Source organism: Marinoscillum furvescens DSM 4134 (genome assembly GCF_003386095.1).
In the GTDB taxonomy this organism is placed as follows: domain Bacteria; phylum Bacteroidota; class Bacteroidia; order Cytophagales; family Cyclobacteriaceae; genus Marinoscillum; species Marinoscillum furvescens.
Map to the genome: position 1 here is coordinate 1 of NZ_QREG01000037.1, position 21532 is coordinate 21532.

Here is a 21532-nt window from a genome sequence, read left to right on the forward strand (position 1 = left end):
TATTCACAAATTATGAGTCTCCCCCTAGAACCCCCTCATGTGGATAATAGTAGTAGTCTTAGAATATCAATAGATTGTAAACCTAAAGGCCGGCAAAGGCAGGTCTGAGCATATGCGATATATCCAAAATCATCATGGGAACGAGAATGCGAGTTTATTTATTTGCTGATTTTCATTTGGAAAAACGTTAAGAAATGAATTCGGCCCTTGATTTTTACTACCGGGGCGCGAAGCCTTTTTATCGCCTGGCCGGCCGCTAGAAAAAGTAGAGTGAAAAAAAACTAAAGCTCGATCTGTTTTGAAAGCCGATCGCAAGGCGTCAAAAAGCAAACCTTTTCAAATAATGCTACAATTGAACTTTCAAAAGCGAGCCCACACAAATATTGCTTGATCCCACACCAGGCCCCTCTCCTTTTCCTCACAAAACCATATAAACGAAAAAACCCTCCGAAGTGACTTTCGAAGGGTTTTGAAAGTGATTCGCCTGGGGCTCGATCGGAGTGGCGTCCCACACCAGGACCGGCTCCTTTCCCCACAAAACCCCGAAAACCAAAAAAGCCTCTTAAATTTCTCTAAGAGGCTTTTTGAAAGTGATTCGCCTGGGGCTCGAACCCAGGACCCTCTCCTTAAAAGGGAGATGCTCTACCAACTGAGCTAGCGAATCATTATGTGTATCTTTGCTTTTTGTAAGGCCGTTCCCTTATTTTGCGGTTGCAAAACTATGTAGCCTGATCACAAAATACAATCGATGAAACACTTTTTTTCCAGATTTATTTTCACCTCTTTGATCGTGCTGAGCACAACCCTTTGGAGCTCAGCCCAAAACGAACAATTATCCTCGGCAGATTCTTTGTTCAACAATCAAAAATACACCGAGGCTATGGAAATCTATGAGAATATTTTTTCTCAGAACCAGACCTCTGCTGCCATGCTTACGCGTATGGCGTTTATCTCCGAAGGTCTGGGCAACTATGCCGAAGCGCTTTTTTACCTCAATCTGTACTATGAGCGCACCAACGATAAGAGTGCACTTTATAAAATCCAGGAAATCGCTGAAGAACACCAGCTCGCTGGCTATGAGCACAACGACTTTAAATTTATCACCGGATTTCTCCGCCAACATCAGGAAATCATCACAGCGCTTTTGTGCGCCTTTTCGGCATTTCTAATGTATTACTCCATTCGCAAGAAAAAACGCAAAGAGCAGCCCGTAACACCTGCCATACTACAGACACTCACGCTCACTGCACTTCTCGTACTTTCCAACAACCTCCTCACCAAAGATGCCGCCATAGTGAGCGCAGACCGCAGCCTACTGATGACTGGTCCATCTGGGGCAGCTGAGCCCATAGAGTATGTAGAGCGTGGCAACAAAGTAACCGTACTCAAAACAGACGAGCTGTGGTCCAAAATCCTCTGGAGAGATCAGGAAGCATACATTAGAAACAAAAACCTAAAGAAGCTTTAGGGAAGGTTATTTATTCATTGATTATTAAAATGAAAGAGCACTAAGAGCTCGACGGTTCGTGAGGAGACTTAGTGCGTACCTATAAACAAATGAAGGATTAACCGAAAACCTGTTGTAAGATAGAGTTTATGATAGGACGGGCCTTGGCTCATTTTAGGTTTTTCGAATGAAAATCAGGTGACAAATAAATATTGTCTGAGCATTTGCTCAAATTCGAAATTTTATCCGGAATGAAAATGCGAGTTTATTTATTTGCTGATTTTCATTTGGAAAAGCGTTAAGAAATGAGCTCAGCCCGGGGCGCGCAGCCCTTGATTTTTGCTGCCGGGGCGCGTAGCCTTTTTATCGCCTGGCCGGCCGCAAGAAAAAGTAGGGAATAATATTAGACAGGCTCTATTGTGAGAACTCATCGCAGACCTTTTAAAAGCAACCCCACACAGAATATGCAACAATTAAACGTTCCAAAGAAAGCTCGCAGAAATATTACTGGATTCGAAAACCTCACAAAAAAACCCGGCGTGTGCCGGGTTTTTTTTATTGTTAGATATTTTTTAGCAATTATCCAGTAACTGATTTTACAGTTTTGATAATTCTAGAAGCTACTTTATAAGGATCTGCGTTAGATGCAGGTCTTCTGTCTTCCAGGTATCCGCTCCAGCCATTGTTTTTAGTGTATACAGGGATACGGATAGAAGCACCACGGTCAGACACACCATAAGAGAAGTCTGTGATAGCAGCAGTCTCGTGCTTACCAGTCAGACGCTGATCGTTATCAGCACCGTATACAGCGATGTGCTCATCTACTACGCTACGGAAAGCTTCGCATACTTTCTCGATTTTCTCCTGGCTACCTGCAGTACGGATGTAAGAGTTAGAGAAGTTGGCGTGCATACCAGATCCGTTCCAATCCAGCTCACCTAGTGGCTTAGGATGGTACTCGATGTAAAGACCGTACTTTTCAGACAGACGCTCCATCAGGTATCTTCCGATCCAGATTTCGTCACCAGCCTGCTGAGCGCCTTTAGCAAATACTTGCCATTCCCACTGCCCCATAGCTACCTCACCGTTAGTACCTTCTACATTGAGGCCAGCAGCAAGACATAGATCCAGGTGCTCATCTTTGAAATCTCTTCCAAACACATTCTGACCACCTACACCACAGTAGTAAGGACCCTGAGGACCAGGATATCCACCGTGAGGGAATCCTAGTGGCTTACCTGTAGTAGGGTCCATTAGGAAATACTCCTGCTCAAAACCAAACCAGAAATCATCATCCTGATCATCGATAGTAGCACGAGCGTTAGATTCGTGTGGAGTACCATCAGCATTTAAAACTTCCGTCATTACCAGGTATCCATTTTCGATCGCTGGATCAGGACAGATGTAAACAGGCTTCAACAGACAATCAGAAGATCCGCCTTCTGCTTGCTCAGTAGAGCTACCATCGAAAGACCACTCTGGGCAGTCCTCCAACTTACCGCTGAAGTTGTCAACAACTTTTGTTTTGCTTCTTAGAGATTGGGTAGGCTTGTAACCATCAAGCCAGATGTACTCCAATTTTGACTTAGCCATGTTTTTCTGGTTTATATTTTAACGTGAATAAATAAATTTTCTACAAATCAACTTCTGTGAGGTCTAAAATTGACCCTGGAAAAGCAATACTTCAAATTTTAATAAAAATCGCGATATATTGAACTATTTTCATGAATATTTCGGAATTTTTATCAAAAAATCAAAAATAAGTTAATTAAATCAAAAAAAATCCCATTCCCTGTCTGGAAAATCCAAGACCTGGGAACGGGATTTTTGGGTATTTCGTAAAATCCTCTTCTTACAAAATTTTATTTCTTAGAACGAGTAAACTCCAGCTACTACAAATGAAGCCAGCGAGCTACCAGTTTCGAAATCCGTAGGACTGCTGTAGTCAGTAATTACCACATCTTCCTCAGAGTAAAGATCCAATCTAAACTCAGGTATCAGCGTAAGATTACCTACTGAGTAGTTTGCAGACAAAGTAAGGTCTACTACATTTTCACCTACAGTGATAGCACCTACTCCCTCGTCAGAGAAGTACTCACCTCTTAGTCCCATTGCAAATGACTCAGAGAACGAATTTTGCAGGTAAAGTGCAGCACCGTAGAAGTTATCAGATGCTGAAGTAGCGTTTACACCGAGGTAAAAAGTTTCAGACAAATCCCATCCGGCAGTCAGGTCTACCTGAAAGAACTCATCATCAAACAAAAAGTTTAAATAAGCTCCACCGTAACCGATCTGAGCACCTCCCACATAGTCACCAGTTGGGTTGAAATCTGTAGCATCAGTAGGGTTAAATACACCCAACATCAAACTCAGGTCACCCAGACCTATGTCAGCTTTCAAACCAGAGTGTGAGAAAGGACCATAAGAGAACATATATGAAGTAGAGTAGTTGAAGTTAGCCGTTGGCGAGATCACTTCATAACCCAGGAATGTATTGAAGTTACCTGCAGTAAGCGTTACCGCATCACTTACATTCCAGTATACGTATAGCTGGTTTACAATGCTAGAGCTTGCAGTAGTAGAAGCAAACACCGCATCTGTACCTCTAGGACCAAACACGAGATCACCTACAAAACCAACTTTCTCTCCTTCGTAAGCAGCAATCAGGTTAACCATTCCCAGCGCAAACCCAGGCTGATTTGCAAATGAAGTGGCAGGAGCCTGATAGGCATCATACGTCCCATCATCATCCAGGTCTACCTGATTCTCAGCATTCAGGTTAGTTCGGAAGTAGGTATCTACTGACCCACTGAAGGTGAATCCAGCAGGCTCATCCTGAGCATTTACAGTAACCACAGCTAGTAGCATCAGAGCGGTCAGGAAAAAACCTTTTGTTACTTTTGTAAAAGTTTTCATAAGCTTCGTTGTATTTAAAGTTTGTGAGAATAAGGGCCTCTGAGTGCCGAATGGTTGGCGCCAGGCATTTCAGAGGCCTTGATGTTTTTGATTGTTATATTTTTCGGATTACTCAGAGATGATGGTATACCCTCTGATTCCATGCTCGTGACTATCGAGTCCTTCTTTTTCATGCTGCTCAGACACTCGGATGCCCACAGTAGCTTTCAGCACGATGAAGATCACAAATGCACTAACAAAAGCAGCTACACCACACACAGCCACACCTGTAAGCTGAGTAAGGAAAGAATGATCAGGATTGATAGAGAAGATACCTACAGCTAGCGTACCCCACACCCCACAAGTAAGGTGTACAGACACAGCCCCTACTACATCATCCAACTTGAATTTGTCAAGCGTGATAGCTGAGATTACTACCAGGATACCTGCTACCAGACCTACGATGATTGCATTCATCGGCTCGATCACATCTGCACCAGCAGTGATACCTACAAGACCTGCAAGGATACCATTGAGCACCATACCCAGATCCAGACGTTTGAAGGCAATGTATCCAGTCACGAAACCACCCAGACCACCCGCACATGCTGCAAGTGATGTAGTTACAAGTACGAAGGATACTAACCCTGGATCAGCAGACAGTACAGAACCGCCATTAAATCCAAACCAGCCTAACCAAAGAAGGAATACACCGATTACTGCCAAAGGCACACTAGATCCTGGCTTGTCTATTACTTTACCGTCTACATATTTACCAAGACGTGGCCCAAGAATCATGATACCAGCAAGAGCTCCCCAGCCACCTACAGAGTGCACCAAAGTAGAACCTGCAAAGTCATAGAATCCCCAGGCATCGAGAACTCCACCACCCCATTTCCAGCTACCAATGATCGGGTACACGATACCCACAAAGATCACAGTGAAAATCAGGTAAGCACCAAGCTTGATACGCTCAGCTACAGCTCCAGACACGATAGTAGCAGCAGTAGCAGCAAACATCGCCTGGAATAAAAAGTCTGTCCAGTAAGTCATGCCAGCATCCATGTAACCAGCACTATTGTCGGCAGTAGCAGATGTCTCCAGACCAAAACCAGCAAATCCAAACCAACCCGGAACATCAAATCCAGGATACATCAGATTGAATCCCATCAATGAATAGGTCAGGATACCTATAATAGGAGTAAGCGTATTCTTAAAAAGTATGTTTACAGTGTTTTTGGACTGACCGAAACCAGTTTCCACACCAGCAAACCCCAGGTGCATAATAAAAACTAGCGCAGTAGCCACCATCATCCACACATTGTTTGTAGTGAGAAGGTTGGCAGTAATGTCTGCACTGTAATCCACCGCAGCAGCCGCTACAGTCTCCACAACTTCCGGTGCTGTCTCCGCTACAGCTACCGAATCTTGCATAATCATCAACAGATTGGTGATCATTTTCATAAGTTTTAGTTAACAATTCCTTTTTAGAGCAGATTTCTTCAAGATTCTGCAAATCCTGTGTTTTCTGCTTCAAATCTGAACCAAATTAAGCGAGATATTTGCAAAACATCAAAATCATGGTTTCAATTAGAACCTATTATGAGATGATATTTTGCAAATCGGAATGGAATTGGTTGAAATTTTAGCCGTGACCCGACTGTTTTGTTGAAAAATGTGCAAACGAGGTTGATTTTCGAACCACGAGCTTGTTCATATTGTAAAAATCACCTTCACCGAAATAATTTTAATTTTATCATAAATTCAGGTGATTAATTTTTGAATTTTTAATGATTTCACAGAATATTCTTCTGATTCTTCCAAAAACAGCAAATTGGCGCTCCAACAATTAGTCTACTTCTAATGCGTGGATTTCTCTTGCATAGCCTAATTTTAGGCCCATGGACATCAATGACGCGCTATTTCACACTGGAGAGGGGTCAGCTTTTACGGACATCCCCGCTTCTCCAGCTATTTATCAGACTAGCAACTTCGTTTTCAACACCTTTGAAGACATGCAAGCCTGTCTGGAGCACGAAGACAAGTCGCCCTTTTATAGCAGAGGGGCCAACCCCACCGTACAAACGCTTCAAAAAAAGCTTGCAGCACTCGAGCAAACCGAAGAAGCGCTGGTGTTTGGCAGTGGAAGTGCTGCTGTGGCGGCAGCTATCATGTCTCAGGTACAAGCCGGCGATCACATCACCTGTGTAGCCAATCCATATGGATGGACCAAAAAACTACTCAACACCATACTACAAGGGTATGGAGTGACCCATGATTTTGTACCCGCTCACGATACCGACGCCCTCCTGGCCGCCGTAAAACCAGAAACACGGGTGATCTTCCTGGAAAGCCCTAACTCCTGGACATACGAAATGCAGGACCTGGAACGGGTGGCAGCATTCGCCAAACAAAAAGGTATCACCACGATCATAGACAATAGCTGCGCCTCCCCGCTCAACCAACAACCAGCAAAATATGGCATAGACATAATGGTGCACTCGGCCTCAAAATACCTAAGCGGACATGCTGACATGGTAGCTGGAGTGCTTTGCACCTCCTCCAAAATGGCCAAACAGATTTTTCAAGGGCCCTACATGACCCTGGGCGGCATCTTATCGCCATTCGAGTCCTGGCTGATGATCCGCTCCCTTCGCACCCTGGAGATGCGTATGGACCGGGTAGCCTCCAATGCACTGGTAGTAGGCGAATACCTCGAAAACCACCCGAAAGTCACCAAACTATACTTCACCCACGCCAAAAGCTACCCGCAGCCTGAGCTGAGAGACAAGTACCTCAAAAAAGCAGGTGGTCTCATGACCATCGAACTGGACACTACCGAACTCGAGCAGGTCAAATCATTTTGCAATGCTCTGAAGCGCTTTAAACTGGGCTGCTCCTGGGGAGGGTTTGAGTCGCTGGCATTTCCAGCCGCCACTACCACTGGCTCGCTCAACTACCACAGTGATGACACGCCGGTAAATCGGGTTCGCCTGTATGTAGGGCTTGAAAATCCAGAGCTACTCATCGAAGACCTATCCAACGCCTTTGATGCCCTGTAAATCACTCCTTATATATATAGGTATACTACTTGTCTGCCTTTCGGCAAAAAGTCAGGCTACGGTCACCGGTATAATCACCGATTCTACCGGTGTGCCGCTACCATTTGCTACGGTATATGAGCAGGGCACTACCAATGGCACCACCAGCAATGCCAACGGCATCTACACCCTGAACCTATCGCCTGGCGAGCACATCATCGTGGCGCAGTATACGGGCTATCAGAAAAAATCCACCGCTGTAAATGTGGACACCTCTAGCTCCGACATCAAGCTCGATTTTCGGCTGTTGCCGGAAACCCTGGTACTGCAAGAGGTGGTAATCTCCGGAGACAAAAAAAACCTGGCCAAACAAATCATACGCAAGGCCATCAAAAAAAGGAAATATTACGCCAATGAAGTGGCTGCCTATACCACTGAAGTGTATATAAAAGGCCTACAGCGACTAGACAAACGCCCTAAAAACCTCCTCGGCATGACGATCACCATAGACACAGGCATCGTCTACCTTTCTGAGTCTATCTCGCGCATCAAGTACCTGCACCCTGACAAGATCAACGAAAAGATGATCTCCAGCAAGGTGAGCGGAAACAACAACGCCTTCAGCTACAATCAGGCAAGTGAAATGCTCATCAACCTTTATGACAACAGCTTTTATATCGAAGGACTTAGCGAAAGACCCTTTATTTCGCCACTGGCAAACAATGCATTTCTTTATTACAACTACGAATTTGCCGGCTCCATTATAGAAGAGGACCTGTACATCAATAAAATCAAAATCAGCCCAAAGCGAAAAACAGACCCGGCATTTAGCGGATACATCTATATAGTGGACAACAGCTGGCGGCTACACAGCGTAGACGTCAACCTCACCAGGGCCAATGGTATCGAATACCTCAACTCACTCAACTTCAACCAGGTATTTGCACCAGTAGGGCATGACATCTGGATGCCGATTTCCCAGCGATTTACATTTGAATTTGATGCCTTTGGGTTTGAAGGAAGTGGACATTTTACAGCCATCTACAGAAACTACGACATAGTACCCAACTACTATCAGCCCAGAAAAAGGAAAGACGAAACCGCTACTAAGCCAAAGAAAAAAGCCCCGGCATCACCTCCACCTGCTCAGCAGCAGAAAAATGAGGCAGAAGCACTTACGGAGAAAGACTTTAGCAATGCGGTGCTCACCGTAGAAGAAGGCGCCAACGAACGCGACTCCATGTACTGGGCAGCCGTAAGACCCATCCCCCTCACACCACTAGAGGTAAAAGACTACCAGCTCAAAGACTCGCTCCGCGAGATCAAATCCACCAAAGCTTATAAAGACTCGGTAGATCAGACCCGCAATCAATTCAAGTTTGGCAACCTGTTTTTTAGCGGATACACACACTACAACAGCTACGAGCGCAGGTACCTCACCCTCCCTACACTACTAGAAGGACTACAGTACAACAGTGTAGAAGGCCTGGTGATGAATCTGGAGTTTGGCTTTCAAAAACGCAATGAACATCATACAAACTACCGCATTACGCCTGCAGTTCGTTATGGATTTGCAAACAAAAAAGTACAGGCTCGCATCGAAGGGTTTAAGCTCCTAAACCCCAAAAAGCGCTCTTTCATCCTGGGGGGAATCGGCCGATACACCTATCAGCTCAACAATGACAACCCCATCCCCAACGAAACGAACACTTTCTTCAGCATCCTGAGAGGTAAAAACTACGCTAAATATTACCAGAAAAGCTTTGCGAAAGCAGGCTATCAAACTGAACTCATCAATGGAATGCTCATCACTGCTGCCGCAGGCTACGAACAGCGTACTCCAATGACCAACCACGCCAGCTACAACCTGGCCAACAGAGACTTTACACCCAACACTCCTACGAACGCAGAAATAGGAAACACGGCATTTGACACTCATGAGGCGCTACTCGCCTCTCTGCGTTTGGAGCTGAGCTTTGCTCAGCAGTACATAGACCGACCAGACCGAAAAATCATTCTAAAATCACCCTACCCAAAACTTCACCTTTACTTTAAAAAAGGGTTTCCGCTATTAGGATCAGACGTAAACTACAACCTCCTCAAGGCCGGCAGCACCTATGAATTTCGCATTGGCAGCATGGGTACCAGTGAAATATCCACCTGGGCAGGTGCATTTGTAGGTACCAAAACAATGAGCTTTGTAGATTTCGAACACTTCAACGGAAACAGGATCTACCTCTCCAAACTGGGAGGCCAAAACCTTTTTCAACTTCTCGACTACTATACCTACAGTACTCAAGACCGGTTTTTAGAAGCGCATTACGAGCACCATTTCAATGAATTTATTTTCAACAAAATCCCGCTGATTAAGCGACTAAACCTACAAGCTGTAGCCAGCGCCAATTACCTCACCACTCCTACAGCTGGGCAATACATGGAATTAGGCTTTGGTATCGAGCATATTTTTAAATTTTTCCGAGTAGACTTCTTCACCTCTATGCAAGATGGAGCGCATCAGCGCAATGGCATACGAGTGGGTGCAGGCTTTTAGCGCATCACATGCAAATATCCCTTGTAGGACGTGCGTGTATATTTCACCACGTAGTAATAGACCCCTGCCTCTACATTGGCTCCATCCCATACAAACTCCCGGCTCGATGACTCAAACACGGTGGCACCACTTCTATCGTGAACCGCAAAATATTCAAATGCATCATCACAGTTGTCTATAGGTAGGTTTTGCTCCGGCCTGGGAAGATCTACCAACCTAAACTCATCGTTTTTCCCATCTCCATTTGGGGTAAACACATTAGGAGGTAAAAATCGATTGAATCGCTCACGTGTCTCCCGCACTTCAAACGTAACCAGCATGGTGTCCAGCTTCTGAATGGGGCACCCATCATCGTAAGCCAAAAACACGATATCGTAAAAAGCAGAAGTCTCCCCAAAGTCTAGCAGCGAACAGTCGGGCGTCCACCGAAAAGTAGAAGTCACCCGCCCTTTTCCTTTGACCTCTTCCAGGCTAAGGGTTGGAGAATTGGGCAAACGAGCAGGATTCAAAAAAGTAATACCTACGGAATCATCCTCGTCCAAATCCAGGGCAGTTAGGTCCATTTCAAAAGGCACATTCACTTCCAGCGCTGTATCTGCTACCTGCACAAACTCTGGACTGTTGTTTTCATCCACATCCACGTGCACTTTAAATACCAGCGTATCTGCATTCACTACCTCACATCGATCCTGATCTTCGGCTACAAAAAGAAAGGTATAATCATCCTTACCCAGCACCAGGCTTTTGCAACTGACCGCCCAGGAAAATGGAGAAACAACCTCACCCACACCGCTGGCGTCATCAAATGTCACTCCTATACTATTTTGATCAAAACCATCAGCTATACAGCGCAAATACAAGGTGTCTCCATCCAGATCCGTGGCATTCACATCAAAGGTTAGTTGATCGCCAGGGCGTACTACTACTGAGTCACTGACCGAAACACTCACTTCAGGCTCGGTATTGAACGGAAGGACCACTTCCATATCCAGCCACAGCGGCTCGCTGACTACCTCACAAGTATCCAGGTCCTCTGCCAATATTCCTACCCGAAACTGCTGCTGATCGGTAAAATCATACGCCTGGCAACTGGTGTCCCAAAACAGGCTTGCAGTGATCTCTCCACGCACAGATGTCCGGGTCACTAGCGAAAAGCCTCGAGCTTGCGGGTCAGCCTCCCCCTCTACCACTAGCGATAAAATTATACTGTCGGCATCTACATCTGTAGCCCTGAGCGCTACCTCCAGCAGTGAATCTTCATTTACTACAAAGCGAGGACCTACAGGATCAAAGGACGGTGATACATTAGACGGAGGCTCCACGTAGATCGTAAGACGTGCCGTATCCAGCTGGGGTAGCGGACAAGCATCATCACCAGCAATCAAATCCACTATAAAAGGCTCATCACGGACTGGAGGGCAACCGGGCGCACAAAACTGTACTACCAGCGTATCTACGCCTTCACCCACATACGCCTGACTGATGCTAAAAACATCCTCAATATCCCCATCAAAGTTTACTCCCTCAGCCCGCAGGCTTATGGTCTCTCCCTGCGCGATATTGGTAATCACAAAATCAAAACATTTGTCTTCGTTTACACCGTAGTACAGAGTATCCACTTCAGGGTTAAAAGTTTCATTACCTGGAATTTTCACTCCTACCTCCGGAGGTTCAGGAGGCGTACACCCGTCTATAGCAAGCATCTGAAAATCACGTTGCACTTCGCCGATTTTCTCATCATCTCGCCACTCTTCTACCACCACCGAAAACACATACACACCCGGCTCAGCAGGATTGACCAGCAGTAACCCTTTGGTACTGATACTCAGCGGCTGTGCGCCCGGGATGACATTTCTCAGCGAATACCCTTCTGCCCACTCCACAGGAATATGTGGTTTGGGCTGTGGGATAGGCAATGGATCGTATGCCGAACTGTTGAGCGGAGTAGCCAGGCGGTACACGAGGCTATCTCCATCCCGATCTGACCCTGTAAAGCTTGTGTAATAGAGCTGGCCCACACACGCATAGTCACTTAGTGGCTTCAATAGCTCTGGAGAAGAATTGATAAATGGCACTCCGTCTTTCCAAAGGGGCGGAATCTCCAGCACATATTTCATACCTGTGCGTACCGGATTTACTATATTTTTAATCACCTCATTTCTACAGCATCGCTCCCAGGCAATGTAGTAGCCCTCCGGGTCGGCATATGCTTTGGGGTCCAGATTCACTTCTGCGCTCCACACCACGCGCCCCGTTTTGAGCTGAGCTATGGAGCAGTCTGGCTTCGTATAAGGCACCTCGTCATAAGACACCCGGGTGAGTAAGTGAGTAGAAACAGGCTCTGCGTTGGCTCCATGTCTATTGGCAAATAGATAGACGGTGTACTGATCTATGATCACGTCATTCTCGTCTTGTGCATCATCACGGTATTGGATGAGGTTGATCCGATAGCGCCCGGGCTCTATAGTGATAAACTCAATCTCTCCCCCAACAATATGATTTGCACGAGGTGATAGCGCCAAAAGCACACCACAAAGCATCACCCAAAACTTCCTTACAATCATATGTCTAATTCGAGCTAATCTGCATTGTACCTCTCCTTCTTCATGCAAAGCATCACAAAGTATTCGTTAGTTTTGCGCCGTGAGGAAGGTAGGTAAATTTATCGAAAAGCTGGAGATTCACGGCACCTCCTCTAAAGGAAAGCGCAGCTACCGGCTGGAGCACCTGACAAACTGCAAGCGCCAGGAGATAAGGTTAAAGGCAACACCATCCGGATACTCCATAGGGCAGATTAAAAGAATGAAATGGCTAGAAGATCAAAAAATAGTTTCGTAAAACGCGGCGAAGTAATAGAAATCACGATTCGAGAATACGCCTTTGGAGGAAAGGGGATCGGAAAAATCTCAAACGAGCATGGAGATTTTGTGATTTTTGTACCCAACACCATTCCTGGCCAGCAGGTAAAAGCACAGGTCAAAAAGATCAGCAAAACGTATGCAGAATGTAAGCTCCTGGAGGTAATCCAGCCATCTCCTGATGAAGTAGAAGTGCCGTATCAGGACATTCCCGGCGCACCTTACATCCAGCTACCACTGGACAAACAACACGCCTACAAAAAGCAGAGCACACTGGAGCTATACCGAAGGATTGGAAAAGTAAACGACGTAGCATCCCTTTTTGATGAATTTGTAAGCTCACCTGCCACGTTTCACTACCGCAACAAAATGGAGTATGCCTTCTCCGCCATCGGCTATGACCGGGAGCTAAAAACCGATGTAGATGAGTTCACGCTTGGATTCAAAAAAAGGGGCACCTGGTGGTGTGGCGATGACCTCAAAAAGGATTCCGGGCTGTTTGACAAAGAGCTGGAAGATCAGCTTCACCTCATCAAAGCATATTGCAAAGACACCGGACTTGCCCCCTGGCATGCCCCCAGGCAGGAAGGCTTTTTCCGGTATTTTGTGGTGAGAAAATCAAATAAAACCAACCAGCTGTTGTTCAATCTGGTGACCACATCAGATGGCTTGGAGCAGTTTGACCTACAGAAGTTTGCTGACTTCTTGGTTACTCGCTTTGGGGAGCGAGTAGCCGGCTTGATCCACACCACGAATGACGAAGTAGGTGATCGCACCATCGCCACTACCGGCGAAATCCAGCTCATCTACGGAGAAGATAAAATTGTGGAGGAGCTCAACGGTCTCAACTTCGAAATCAGCATGAAAAGCTTTTTCCAGACCAACCCACAGTCAGCAGAGAAGCTGTACAACAAAGTGGTAGACTATGCACTGGAAAAGAAAGAAACCGTGGACAACAACATCGTGCTGGACCTCTTCTGTGGCACGGGCACCATCGGGCAAATACTAGCATCCAAAAGTGAAAATGCGCAGATAGTGGGTGTGGACATAGTGGAGTCGGCCATCGAAAATGCCCGGGAAAACGCTGAGCGAAATGGTATCAAAGGCGTGAAGTTTCATGCTGCTGATGTGGGTAAATTCTTGAAAGAGCACCCACAATACTCCGGTAAAATCCGAACGGTCATTTTGGATCCGGCCAGAGCAGGCATCGCCCCGAAGACCTTACAAAAAATCATAGACCTCAACGCTGAGCGCATGGTCTACGTGTCTTGCAACCCTGCCACACAGGCGCGTGACATAGAGCAACTCGAACTTGCTGGTTATGCACTGAAGAAATTCAGCCTCGTTGATCAGTTTCCGCATACGGCGCATGTGGAAAGTGTGGCGTTGTTGGAGAAGTAAGAGTCGGCATGCATAATTGAGCATACCTCTCACTACCTAAAACCGACCTTAACAACGGACATTTAGTATATTGGCCGGTAGCATTAGCGATCACTACTAGCCAATATACCAATGAATCAAGCACAGTACACCACAAAAGGAACTGGAAAACAGGACATCCTAATTATTCCAGGAGGACCTGGTTTGGACCACAGTTATCTCCAGGCATTCTTCCAACACCTGGACCTTTCCACCTATCGAGTCACCACTTTTACCCCAAAAACGTATCTGGCAACAGATTTTAGTAAAGTAAGCTATGAGGCTTTCACACAAGATCTCAAGGAAATTCTTGAGGAAATCGATGCAACAACCCCTATCATCATCGGCCATTCATTTGGGGTGACCATCGCCACTGAAGCCCTCAAACGACTCAATATTCCAGTCAAGGCCTTCATCTCCCTCAACATGCCCGAATCAATCACCAAATACAACAGCAACTTGCGGGTGTTGATCGAACAATTACCGGAATCGCTATCAAGTAAAATTCTGGAGTTTGAAGAAAAGGGGGACTTTGGGGATGAGTTTTTCGGATTCGTTTTAAGCGAATGGTATCCCCGACACGCGATGAAGATCACGCCCTTCCCGGAAGAGTTTATGAAAAGCATGGCTACATTTAACAAAGGTCTGTGGGCATATGCTATGGGCCCCAACCTTTTTCGGATGGATGGAGCACTCGCTGACTGGGAAATCTATGAAGCATTTTATGCGCTCGATTTCCCGAAACTATTCGTGTGTGGTGACTCAGATACCATCTTCACAGAAGACGTGGAATCCATGGCACAACAAAGCAAAAATGGACACTCATTTACCTACCCTGACGCTGCTCATTACCCGTTCATCGAAAACCCAGACACCTTCTTTAGAAAACTAAACGCATTTTTGAGTAATTTACCTGCAGATACCAAGTAGCAGGAGCCGTGCCAGCCAAGACAGCAGTAGAACTAAACGAGGATATCAGAAAGAATTTTGCACAAGCCAACATATCAGGCGAGTCCAAATATGTGGATGTCTTTAGTCTGCCAATCCAGAAACCTATTTATGAAGTTCAGGTCAACCGCTTTACTGTCAATCCAAATGCCAAAGTAGCAGGCTTCTCAGCTAACGAACTTCCGTCATTAGAACACTATTACGATATTATGCTGCCAGAAGATCGAGCATTTATCCTCGATTACAGCAGCAACCTGGTCTCTTACATGGGCAATAACTTTTTCAATGATGATCACCAGTTGCTAGAAGAGTCTTCGCATGTAACCTTCCGCATGAAAGGCAAAAGAGGAAAAATATACACCTACAAAAGAATCTCCATACTCAACGGAATCTGCCAACAAAAAATAAGCAGTAATGTAAGCTATCTCGAGGACATTACCTGGCTAGGCTCCAGTAACATAAGAAAATGGAAAACAGAGGGAAAGAACCTCATCGGATTCGATTATAACATGCCAGAGCTCGCCCTGTTACGCAATACACTTTCTGGTCGGGAATTGGAAATCCTGAGACTCCTCGCCCGTGGATTTAGCTCATCAGATATTGCCAATGGACTATTGATTTCCATTCACACCGTAAAAACGCATCGTAAAAATATGTTGCGAAAACTTGAGGCGGCAAATACCGCGGAGCTCCTATCTATTGCCCGAGATCTGAAGCTGTTTTAAGAGCACATCTTATTACAAACCCGGCACTTCCAATCACCATTCACTCACATCAGTAACCCTAAAATATCGACACTTTGTGTTTCTTTGCGGAAAACATGGGTTTCGTCATGTTTCTTTCAATCACAGGTTATTCATCTAACGCCAAAGTAATCATGCAAAACGACCCTACTTTAGACCCCAAATACCTGGGAAAAATTTCTGCAGACTTTGTAAAAGTGGCTGAGCAGCTAAAAGAAGCTGCCTATCAGATCAGAAAACGCAATTTTTCGGAGTACCCTATTTTTCCGATTTCCAAAGAAGATATTCCTATCGGGCAGCTACTTTACGAAAAAGGTAAAATGACCAACGAGTGGAACTACTACGCCTCATTCCTGGAAGAGTTTGAGCAACGTGAGCTGGTAGCCGAGAAAGAAGCCTTCAAACAGGCCTACAAGGATGCTGATGAATTTTGCTGCTTATTTATCGTAGATAGAGAATTTACCAACTTCGTATTTATCCCCTACCCCGTAGATTGATTGAAATCTTTTTGTAACAATTTTTCCATTGAGAAGATTATAAAAGCATGGAAGAACAAATGAATAAAGCAAAAGATCTATCTGCTCAGGCAATGGAGTATGTATGGACCTATGGCCCTAAAGTAGTACTGGCGATTATTACGCTGATCGTTGGTCTGTGGATCATAGGCATCATCACCAAAAACCTGAGAAAAGTAATGACCAAGCGGGAAATGGACCCTTCATTGGTTCCTTTCCTTACCACCATTCTGAGTGTAGCATTGAAAATCATGCTGCTTATCTCGGTAGTAGGTATGGTAGGTATAGAAGTCACCAGTTTCATTGCTGTATTAGGTGCTGCAGGGTTGGCAGTAGGACTCGCCCTGCAGGGAACCCTACAAAACTTTGCAGGTGGTGTGGTACTGCTAATTTTACGCCCATTCAAAGTAGGCGATGTAGTAGATGTAAAAGGCTACCTGGGCACCATCAAAGAAATACATGTGTTTTACACCATAGTGAGCACTTTTGACAAAAAAACAGTCTACATCCCTAATGGAGACCTGGCAAACTCTGACATGACTAATCTATCACAAGAAGAAATTCGTCGGAACGCCTGGACATTCGGAATCGGATACGGTGATGATGTGGATCAAGCCAAAACCGTTCTCAAAAGGCTGATCGATGAAGATGAGCGTATCCTGGATGATCCTGAGCCTTTTATTGCTGTAGAATCTCTTGGTGACAGCTCTGTAAACCTTGTAATACGCGCCTGGAGTACAGCTGCAGACTTGTGGCCTGTCCACTTTGACATGAATGAAAAGGTCTATAAGGAGTTTGCAAAAGAAGGCCTCAATATTCCGTTTCCTCAAATGGACGTGCACCTTCACAAGGAAAAAGAAGATTGACCCTTACTACAAACACACAATTTGCGAAGGTGAGTCATTTGGCTCACCTTTATTTTTTTGGTCGAGTTACAAATGTTTTAACTTCATCCTATGAAACAAATTGCTATAGCCTTTCTACTGATTTTGACAGCATTCACTACCCTGGCGCAGGGAGATTACGCCGTACTGGCCTCTACTGATACACTCTATGGCAAAGTCACGCTATTAATGCCCGAAAACACGACCGAACGCATCACCCTCACTACAGAGGAGCAGGAATATACCTTTGCTGCCAACCAACTGCTGGAAGTCAAAAAAGATGATGATTACTACAAAGGCGTACGGTTTGGAGACAAATACCGCCTCATGAAAAGGCTCACAAAAGGCTACCTCACTCTTTTTGAATACAGGTACGACGACAGTTTTCACTTTGGTGCCCAATACCTCCTCAAAGCCAATGGAGATGGCATGGAAGTTCCCAACATAGCCTTTAGGTCCAATATGAGTAAGTTTTTAGAAACCGAATGCCCCGGTTTTGCGCAGAAAGTAGCAAATAAAGCTTACAAACGCTCCGAGGTGGTCCAACTGGTGAAAGACTTCAACAACTCCTGCACAGACAGACAGCCTACCCCGTTGGATCCAGCAAAATCAAATGATTCACTTTATGACCTGGCTACCTTACTGGTGGACATTCAAAAGCGTCAAGCCTCTGGTGAGAAAATACCTGCCTATATGATCCAGGCACTGGAATCCTATGCTGATCAAGACGTCAACAAAGCTTTAAAAGGCCTAATAGACAACCTGAAAACGAGCAGATAAGATGTGGCTGATCAACAGCGATGTGGGCGAAGGCACTGGTAATGACATAGCTTTAATGCCGCATTTGGACCTATGTAGCATAGCCTGTGGAGGACATATAGGTGATGAAAACAGCATTCGGTCTACTATCCGTCTGGCTGTGAAACATGGTGTAAAGATAGGAGCTCACCCCTCCTACCCTGATCCTGAAAACTTTGGACGTAAGTCTCTTGACATTTCGAAAAGTGAGCTGGAAGCCTCCTTAAACGAACAATTGCAACAAATCGCCAAAGTATGCCAGGAGGAAAACACATCCCTTCACCATATCAAAGCGCACGGAGCGCTGTACCATGATATCTCCAATGATTTGGATATTGCCAGACTCTTCCTAAACAGCACCAAAGTGTATAGTACAAGCGTACTTTTACTCCCGCCGGTGGGTCATGGTATTGCTTTAGCAAAAGCTACAAACCGTGCTGTCATGATTGAAGCTTTCGCAGATCGGCGCTATGATGCCTCTGGCAATCTACTGGCACGGTCGATGGCCGGTGCCGTGATCAGCTCTGCACAGGATGCCCTTCAGCAAATAGAGCAAATCGCCTTGACGCGCACAGTAACAGCGAATACAGGCGAAGAAATCCCAATGACTGGAGAAACATTTTGTGTACATGGAGACAATCCAGCCTGTGTGGCTATCGCAAAGCATCTACACCAGACCAAATATGGATAAACTGTCTTTTCATTCGCTAAACGCTGATACGCTACTGATACAATGGAATAGCAGTGTGGACCAAAACTTGCTGTATGAGATCGTCCATACTGAAAATGCGATCCACGAGAACCTTTCGGATGTTGTATTGGAAACCTACCCCGCCTATACCAGTATAGCCGTGCATTACAACCCGCAGCGCATTGCAGCGAATGCATTGGCCAAGGCCATCACATCCTGCCTTGCAGCACCCAAACGCCCCATGACCTTTTCCGAATGGCAACTTCCCGTTTGTTATGACTCCACTTTTGCTTCAGATTTGGAGCCTCTGGCTAAAGCCAAAAACCTAACGCCCGAAACCCTCATCCAAAAGCATAGTGAACCCACATATCTGGTGCACTTTATAGGTTTTTTACCCGGATTCCTGTATTTGGGCGGCCTGCCTGACACTTTGCATCATCCCCGCAAAGCCACCCCGGACCGGGCTATAGCCTCAGGCGCAGTAGCGATCGGCGGAAGCCAAACAGGAATATACCCCATGGAATCACCTGGCGGATGGCATGTTATTGGCAATTGCCCCATATCCTTTTTCAATCCTCAAGGGAAACCTCCTTGTCGTATTCGACCCGGTGATCGCGTACGCTTTCAGGCTATTTCTGTAGAAACACATCGCAAACTGGCTCGTGAGAAAAACGATGTACTAAATCCAATAGACACTTTCCAATGGGACAGCTAATCATCCAAAAACCAGGATTATTTACCTCCATTCAAGACGCAGGGAGGTATGGATACCGGCGCTATGGCGTACCGCTTTCGGGTATGATGGACACTTACCATGGTCGATTGGCCAATATGCTGGTAAACAACCCTACCGACAGTGCGGTACTGGAAATCACACAATCAGGCCCCACCATACAAGTGATCGGGGCTACGGTGGCAGCTATATCCGGAGCAGACCTGTCTGCCTGCCTGGATGACCAACCGATCTCGCTCAACTCCGCTTTTTTGATAAAATCAGGCCAAAAACTACGGTTTGGCGCACCCAGATACGGAGTCCGTACTTACCTGGCTGTACGTGGAGGCTTTCGAGCGGACGTCATCATGAACAGCAGGTCTATGTTCGCTCCTATCACCTCAAAAAACATGCTCCAGGCCGGAGATATAATTGAGTTTGACGACACCAGGTCTACTGAAGCACACCATGCCTCGGTCAGTTCACCTGAATCTTTTTTTACTACCGCAGAACTGCTAGCCACACCAGGCCCAGAGTTTGACATGCTGACCACTTCTATGCGCAATCAGCTTCTGAAAGCAGTCTGGACCATCAGTTCGCACAACAGGATGGGCTACCAGCTCAATGCCGAACTGTCTGCGAACCACCTCAGCATAACTACCGCCCCTGTCACGCCAGGCACGGTGCAGCTCACGCCCTCCGGCAGCCTACTGGTATTGGCTAGAGACGCTCAGGTGACTGGAGGGTACCCCAGGGTGCTGCAACTCTGCGAGGAATGTCAAAACCAGCTGGCTCAGAAAACCAGCAATCAGCAGGTGAAAATCACCCTTCAGAACTGAACCAAACCCGCACCGACAACCACAAACCAACCTCGACGTGGAGACAATATTTTCAAATCGATAGAAATTAGTCAGGGTTTCCCCTTTAGTTTTGGCCCATGCCAAAGACCTATTTCAATTGGAGCAGCGGAAAAGATTCAGCAATGGCACTGCACCATCTTACTACCACTCCATTATACCCTGAAGTACTACTTACTACTGTAAACAGTCACTTTGAGCGTGTTACGATGCATGGCCTGCGTATAGAGCTACTGGAGCTTCAAGCACAGAAAATAGGACTGCCACTAGAAAAAGTACTGCTTCCCGAAAACGCTTCTATGGAGAGCTACGAACACGTGTGGAATGGTAAACTTGACAACCTGAAAAGCAGAGGGTTTACTGATACCATTTTTGGAGATATTTTCCTCGAAGACCTCAAGGATTATCGTCAGCAACAGCTAGCGCCTTTCCAGATCACCCCTCATTTTCCTTTATGGGAAAAGACACTCAGGCCCTAATGCATCAATTTTTCAATATGGGGTTTAGAGCAGTAGTAGTGAGCGCCAGCAATCAGTACTTTGATGAGTCATTTGTAGGCGCCGAACTCACGCCACAGCTCATAGCAGACTTACCAAAAGACGTAGATCCTTGTGGTGAAAATGGTGAATTTCACACCTTTTGTTTCGATGGCCCAATTTTCCATGAGCCCATTAAGTTTACTATAGGTGAGAAAAGCTACAGGGAATACCCAGCTCCTACTACTGAAGGTCAGGTAGGTTTTTGGTTTTGTGACCTACTACCTCATGACGAATGATCCGCTACAATCACCCATCGACCTTCCTTTTGTTGAAAAACCACCGAAAAATGACCGAAAACAGGCTCTTTTCGCCACAGTGACCACTTTCCGATCATCAACCAACTTTGTTTTGACAACAAGCGGACCTCCAAAATATCAAAAGTAAGGGTACCCATCTCCTCTTGGCCAGGGTAGTTTTTCTGATAGTTTTGCAAGGTTGCTTCCCACCCATAGGTGACTCCACTTTGCCCTACAAAAACCAAAGAATCTGACTTCCAATATCCCTGCATAAAGCAGGTAATATCTCCAGAATTCCAGCAATCTTCTTGCTCTTTCAGAATTTTCCGAATCTCTTGCTCCTGCGCCATTGCAGGCACTGCCACCATGAACAATAAGCAATACCATAGATTTTTCAT

18 protein-coding genes, 1 tRNA gene and 1 pseudogene are annotated in these 21532 nt (G+C 45.8%); 14 read left to right on the forward strand and 6 right to left on the reverse strand.

Features of this window, described 5'->3' with window-relative positions:
• Nucleotides 1-591: 591 nt before the first annotated feature.
• Nucleotides 592-664: transfer RNA gene (locus tag C7460_RS22760), tRNA-Lys, on the reverse strand.
• An 84-nt stretch (nt 665-748) separates the two neighbouring features.
• On the opposite strand from C7460_RS22760, the gene C7460_RS22765 reads away from it, so the two are divergent.
• Nucleotides 749-1468 carry an SH3 domain-containing protein gene (locus C7460_RS22765; protein ID WP_115870451.1) on the forward strand — a complete coding sequence of 240 codons (720 nt, stop codon included), beginning with the start codon at nt 749-751 and terminating at the stop codon, nt 1466-1468.
• A 558-nt stretch (nt 1469-2026) separates the two neighbouring features.
• Here the strand turns inward: C7460_RS22765 and C7460_RS22770 are convergent.
• From C7460_RS22770 to C7460_RS22780, 3 genes are all read right to left on the reverse strand, one after another.
• The gene (locus tag C7460_RS22770; RefSeq protein WP_115870452.1) at nt 2027-3040 is read right to left on the reverse strand and encodes a glutamine synthetase beta-grasp domain-containing protein; all 1014 of its coding nucleotides are present in this window, start codon (nt 3038-3040) and stop codon (nt 2027-2029) included.
• A 276-nt stretch (nt 3041-3316) separates the two neighbouring features.
• Nucleotides 3317-4363 (reverse strand): outer membrane beta-barrel protein, encoded by a 1047-nt coding sequence (locus tag C7460_RS22775; protein ID WP_115870453.1) that lies wholly within the window; start codon nt 4361-4363, stop codon nt 3317-3319.
• Nucleotides 4364-4471: 108 nt separating this feature from the next.
• Nucleotides 4472-5800, reverse strand: a complete 1329-nt coding sequence (locus C7460_RS22780; protein WP_245986531.1) for an ammonium transporter — start codon at nt 5798-5800, stop codon at nt 4472-4474.
• Nucleotides 5801-6243: 443 nt separating this feature from the next.
• On the opposite strand from C7460_RS22780, the gene C7460_RS22785 reads away from it, so the two are divergent.
• Together C7460_RS22785 and C7460_RS22790 are read left to right on the forward strand one after the other, a co-directional pair.
• A complete protein-coding gene (locus C7460_RS22785) occupies nt 6244-7404 on the forward strand; it encodes a trans-sulfuration enzyme family protein (protein ID WP_115870454.1) in 1161 nt (386 codons plus the stop codon).
• Nucleotides 7394-9934, forward strand: a complete 2541-nt coding sequence (locus C7460_RS22790; RefSeq protein ID WP_115870455.1) for a DUF5686 and carboxypeptidase regulatory-like domain-containing protein — start codon at nt 7394-7396, stop codon at nt 9932-9934. Before C7460_RS22785 ends, C7460_RS22790 begins: the two co-directional genes overlap by 11 nt.
• Here the strand turns inward: C7460_RS22790 and C7460_RS22795 are convergent.
• Entirely contained in the window at nt 9931-12498 is a 2568-nt protein-coding gene (locus C7460_RS22795; protein ID WP_115870456.1) for a T9SS type B sorting domain-containing protein, read from the reverse strand. The genes C7460_RS22790 and C7460_RS22795 overlap by 4 nt on opposite strands.
• Before the next feature lie 79 nt (nt 12499-12577).
• On the opposite strand from C7460_RS22795, the gene C7460_RS24175 reads away from it, so the two are divergent.
• The 11 genes and pseudogenes from C7460_RS24175 to C7460_RS22845 all read left to right on the forward strand — a co-directional run bounded on the left by C7460_RS24175 (nt 12578) and on the right by C7460_RS22845 (nt 21134).
• Nucleotides 12578-12772, forward strand: a complete 195-nt coding sequence (locus C7460_RS24175; protein WP_221409613.1) for a hypothetical protein — start codon at nt 12578-12580, stop codon at nt 12770-12772.
• Nucleotides 12742-14193 (forward strand): 23S rRNA (uracil(1939)-C(5))-methyltransferase RlmD, encoded by a 1452-nt coding sequence (gene rlmD, locus C7460_RS22800; protein ID WP_115870457.1) that lies wholly within the window; start codon nt 12742-12744, stop codon nt 14191-14193. The genes C7460_RS24175 and rlmD overlap by 31 nt, the downstream gene beginning before the upstream one ends.
• Nucleotides 14194-14304: 111 nt before the next feature.
• Nucleotides 14305-15141: an alpha/beta fold hydrolase gene (locus tag C7460_RS22805; RefSeq protein WP_115870458.1), complete on the forward strand. Its 837-nt coding sequence runs from the start codon at nt 14305-14307 to the stop codon at nt 15139-15141.
• Nucleotides 15142-15149: 8 nt separating this feature from the next.
• Complete coding sequence (locus tag C7460_RS22810) at nt 15150-15884, forward strand: response regulator transcription factor (RefSeq protein WP_115870459.1); 735 nt, start codon at nt 15150-15152, stop codon at nt 15882-15884.
• Nucleotides 15885-15991: 107 nt separating this feature from the next.
• Complete coding sequence (locus C7460_RS22815; protein WP_245986533.1) at nt 15992-16399, forward strand: hypothetical protein; 408 nt, start codon at nt 15992-15994, stop codon at nt 16397-16399.
• Between the two features lie 59 nt (nt 16400-16458).
• Nucleotides 16459-17283 carry a mechanosensitive ion channel family protein gene (locus C7460_RS22820; RefSeq protein WP_245986535.1) on the forward strand — a complete coding sequence of 275 codons (825 nt, stop codon included), beginning with the start codon at nt 16459-16461 and terminating at the stop codon, nt 17281-17283.
• Between the two features lie 90 nt (nt 17284-17373).
• Nucleotides 17374-18081 (forward strand): hypothetical protein, encoded by a 708-nt coding sequence (locus C7460_RS22825; RefSeq protein ID WP_115870461.1) that lies wholly within the window; start codon nt 17374-17376, stop codon nt 18079-18081.
• Between the two features lies 1 nt (nt 18082).
• Nucleotides 18083-18790: a 5-oxoprolinase subunit PxpA gene (pxpA, locus tag C7460_RS22830; RefSeq protein ID WP_115870462.1), complete on the forward strand. Its 708-nt coding sequence runs from the start codon at nt 18083-18085 to the stop codon at nt 18788-18790.
• Entirely contained in the window at nt 18783-19505 is a 723-nt protein-coding gene (gene pxpB, locus C7460_RS22835) for a 5-oxoprolinase subunit PxpB (RefSeq protein ID WP_170148157.1), read from the forward strand. The genes pxpA and pxpB overlap by 8 nt, the downstream gene beginning before the upstream one ends.
• Nucleotides 19493-20341: a 5-oxoprolinase subunit C family protein gene (locus C7460_RS22840; protein WP_115870464.1), complete on the forward strand. Its 849-nt coding sequence runs from the start codon at nt 19493-19495 to the stop codon at nt 20339-20341. Before pxpB ends, C7460_RS22840 begins: the two co-directional genes overlap by 13 nt.
• A gap of 143 nt (nt 20342-20484) precedes the next feature.
• Nucleotides 20485-21134, forward strand: a pseudogene (locus C7460_RS22845) (Dph6-related ATP pyrophosphatase).
• On the opposite strand, the gene C7460_RS22850 reads toward C7460_RS22845, so the two are convergent.
• Nucleotides 21122-21532: a YybH family protein gene (locus C7460_RS22850; RefSeq protein WP_115870465.1), complete on the reverse strand. Its 411-nt coding sequence runs from the start codon at nt 21530-21532 to the stop codon at nt 21122-21124. The pseudogene C7460_RS22845 and the gene C7460_RS22850 sit on opposite strands and share 13 nt — an antisense overlap.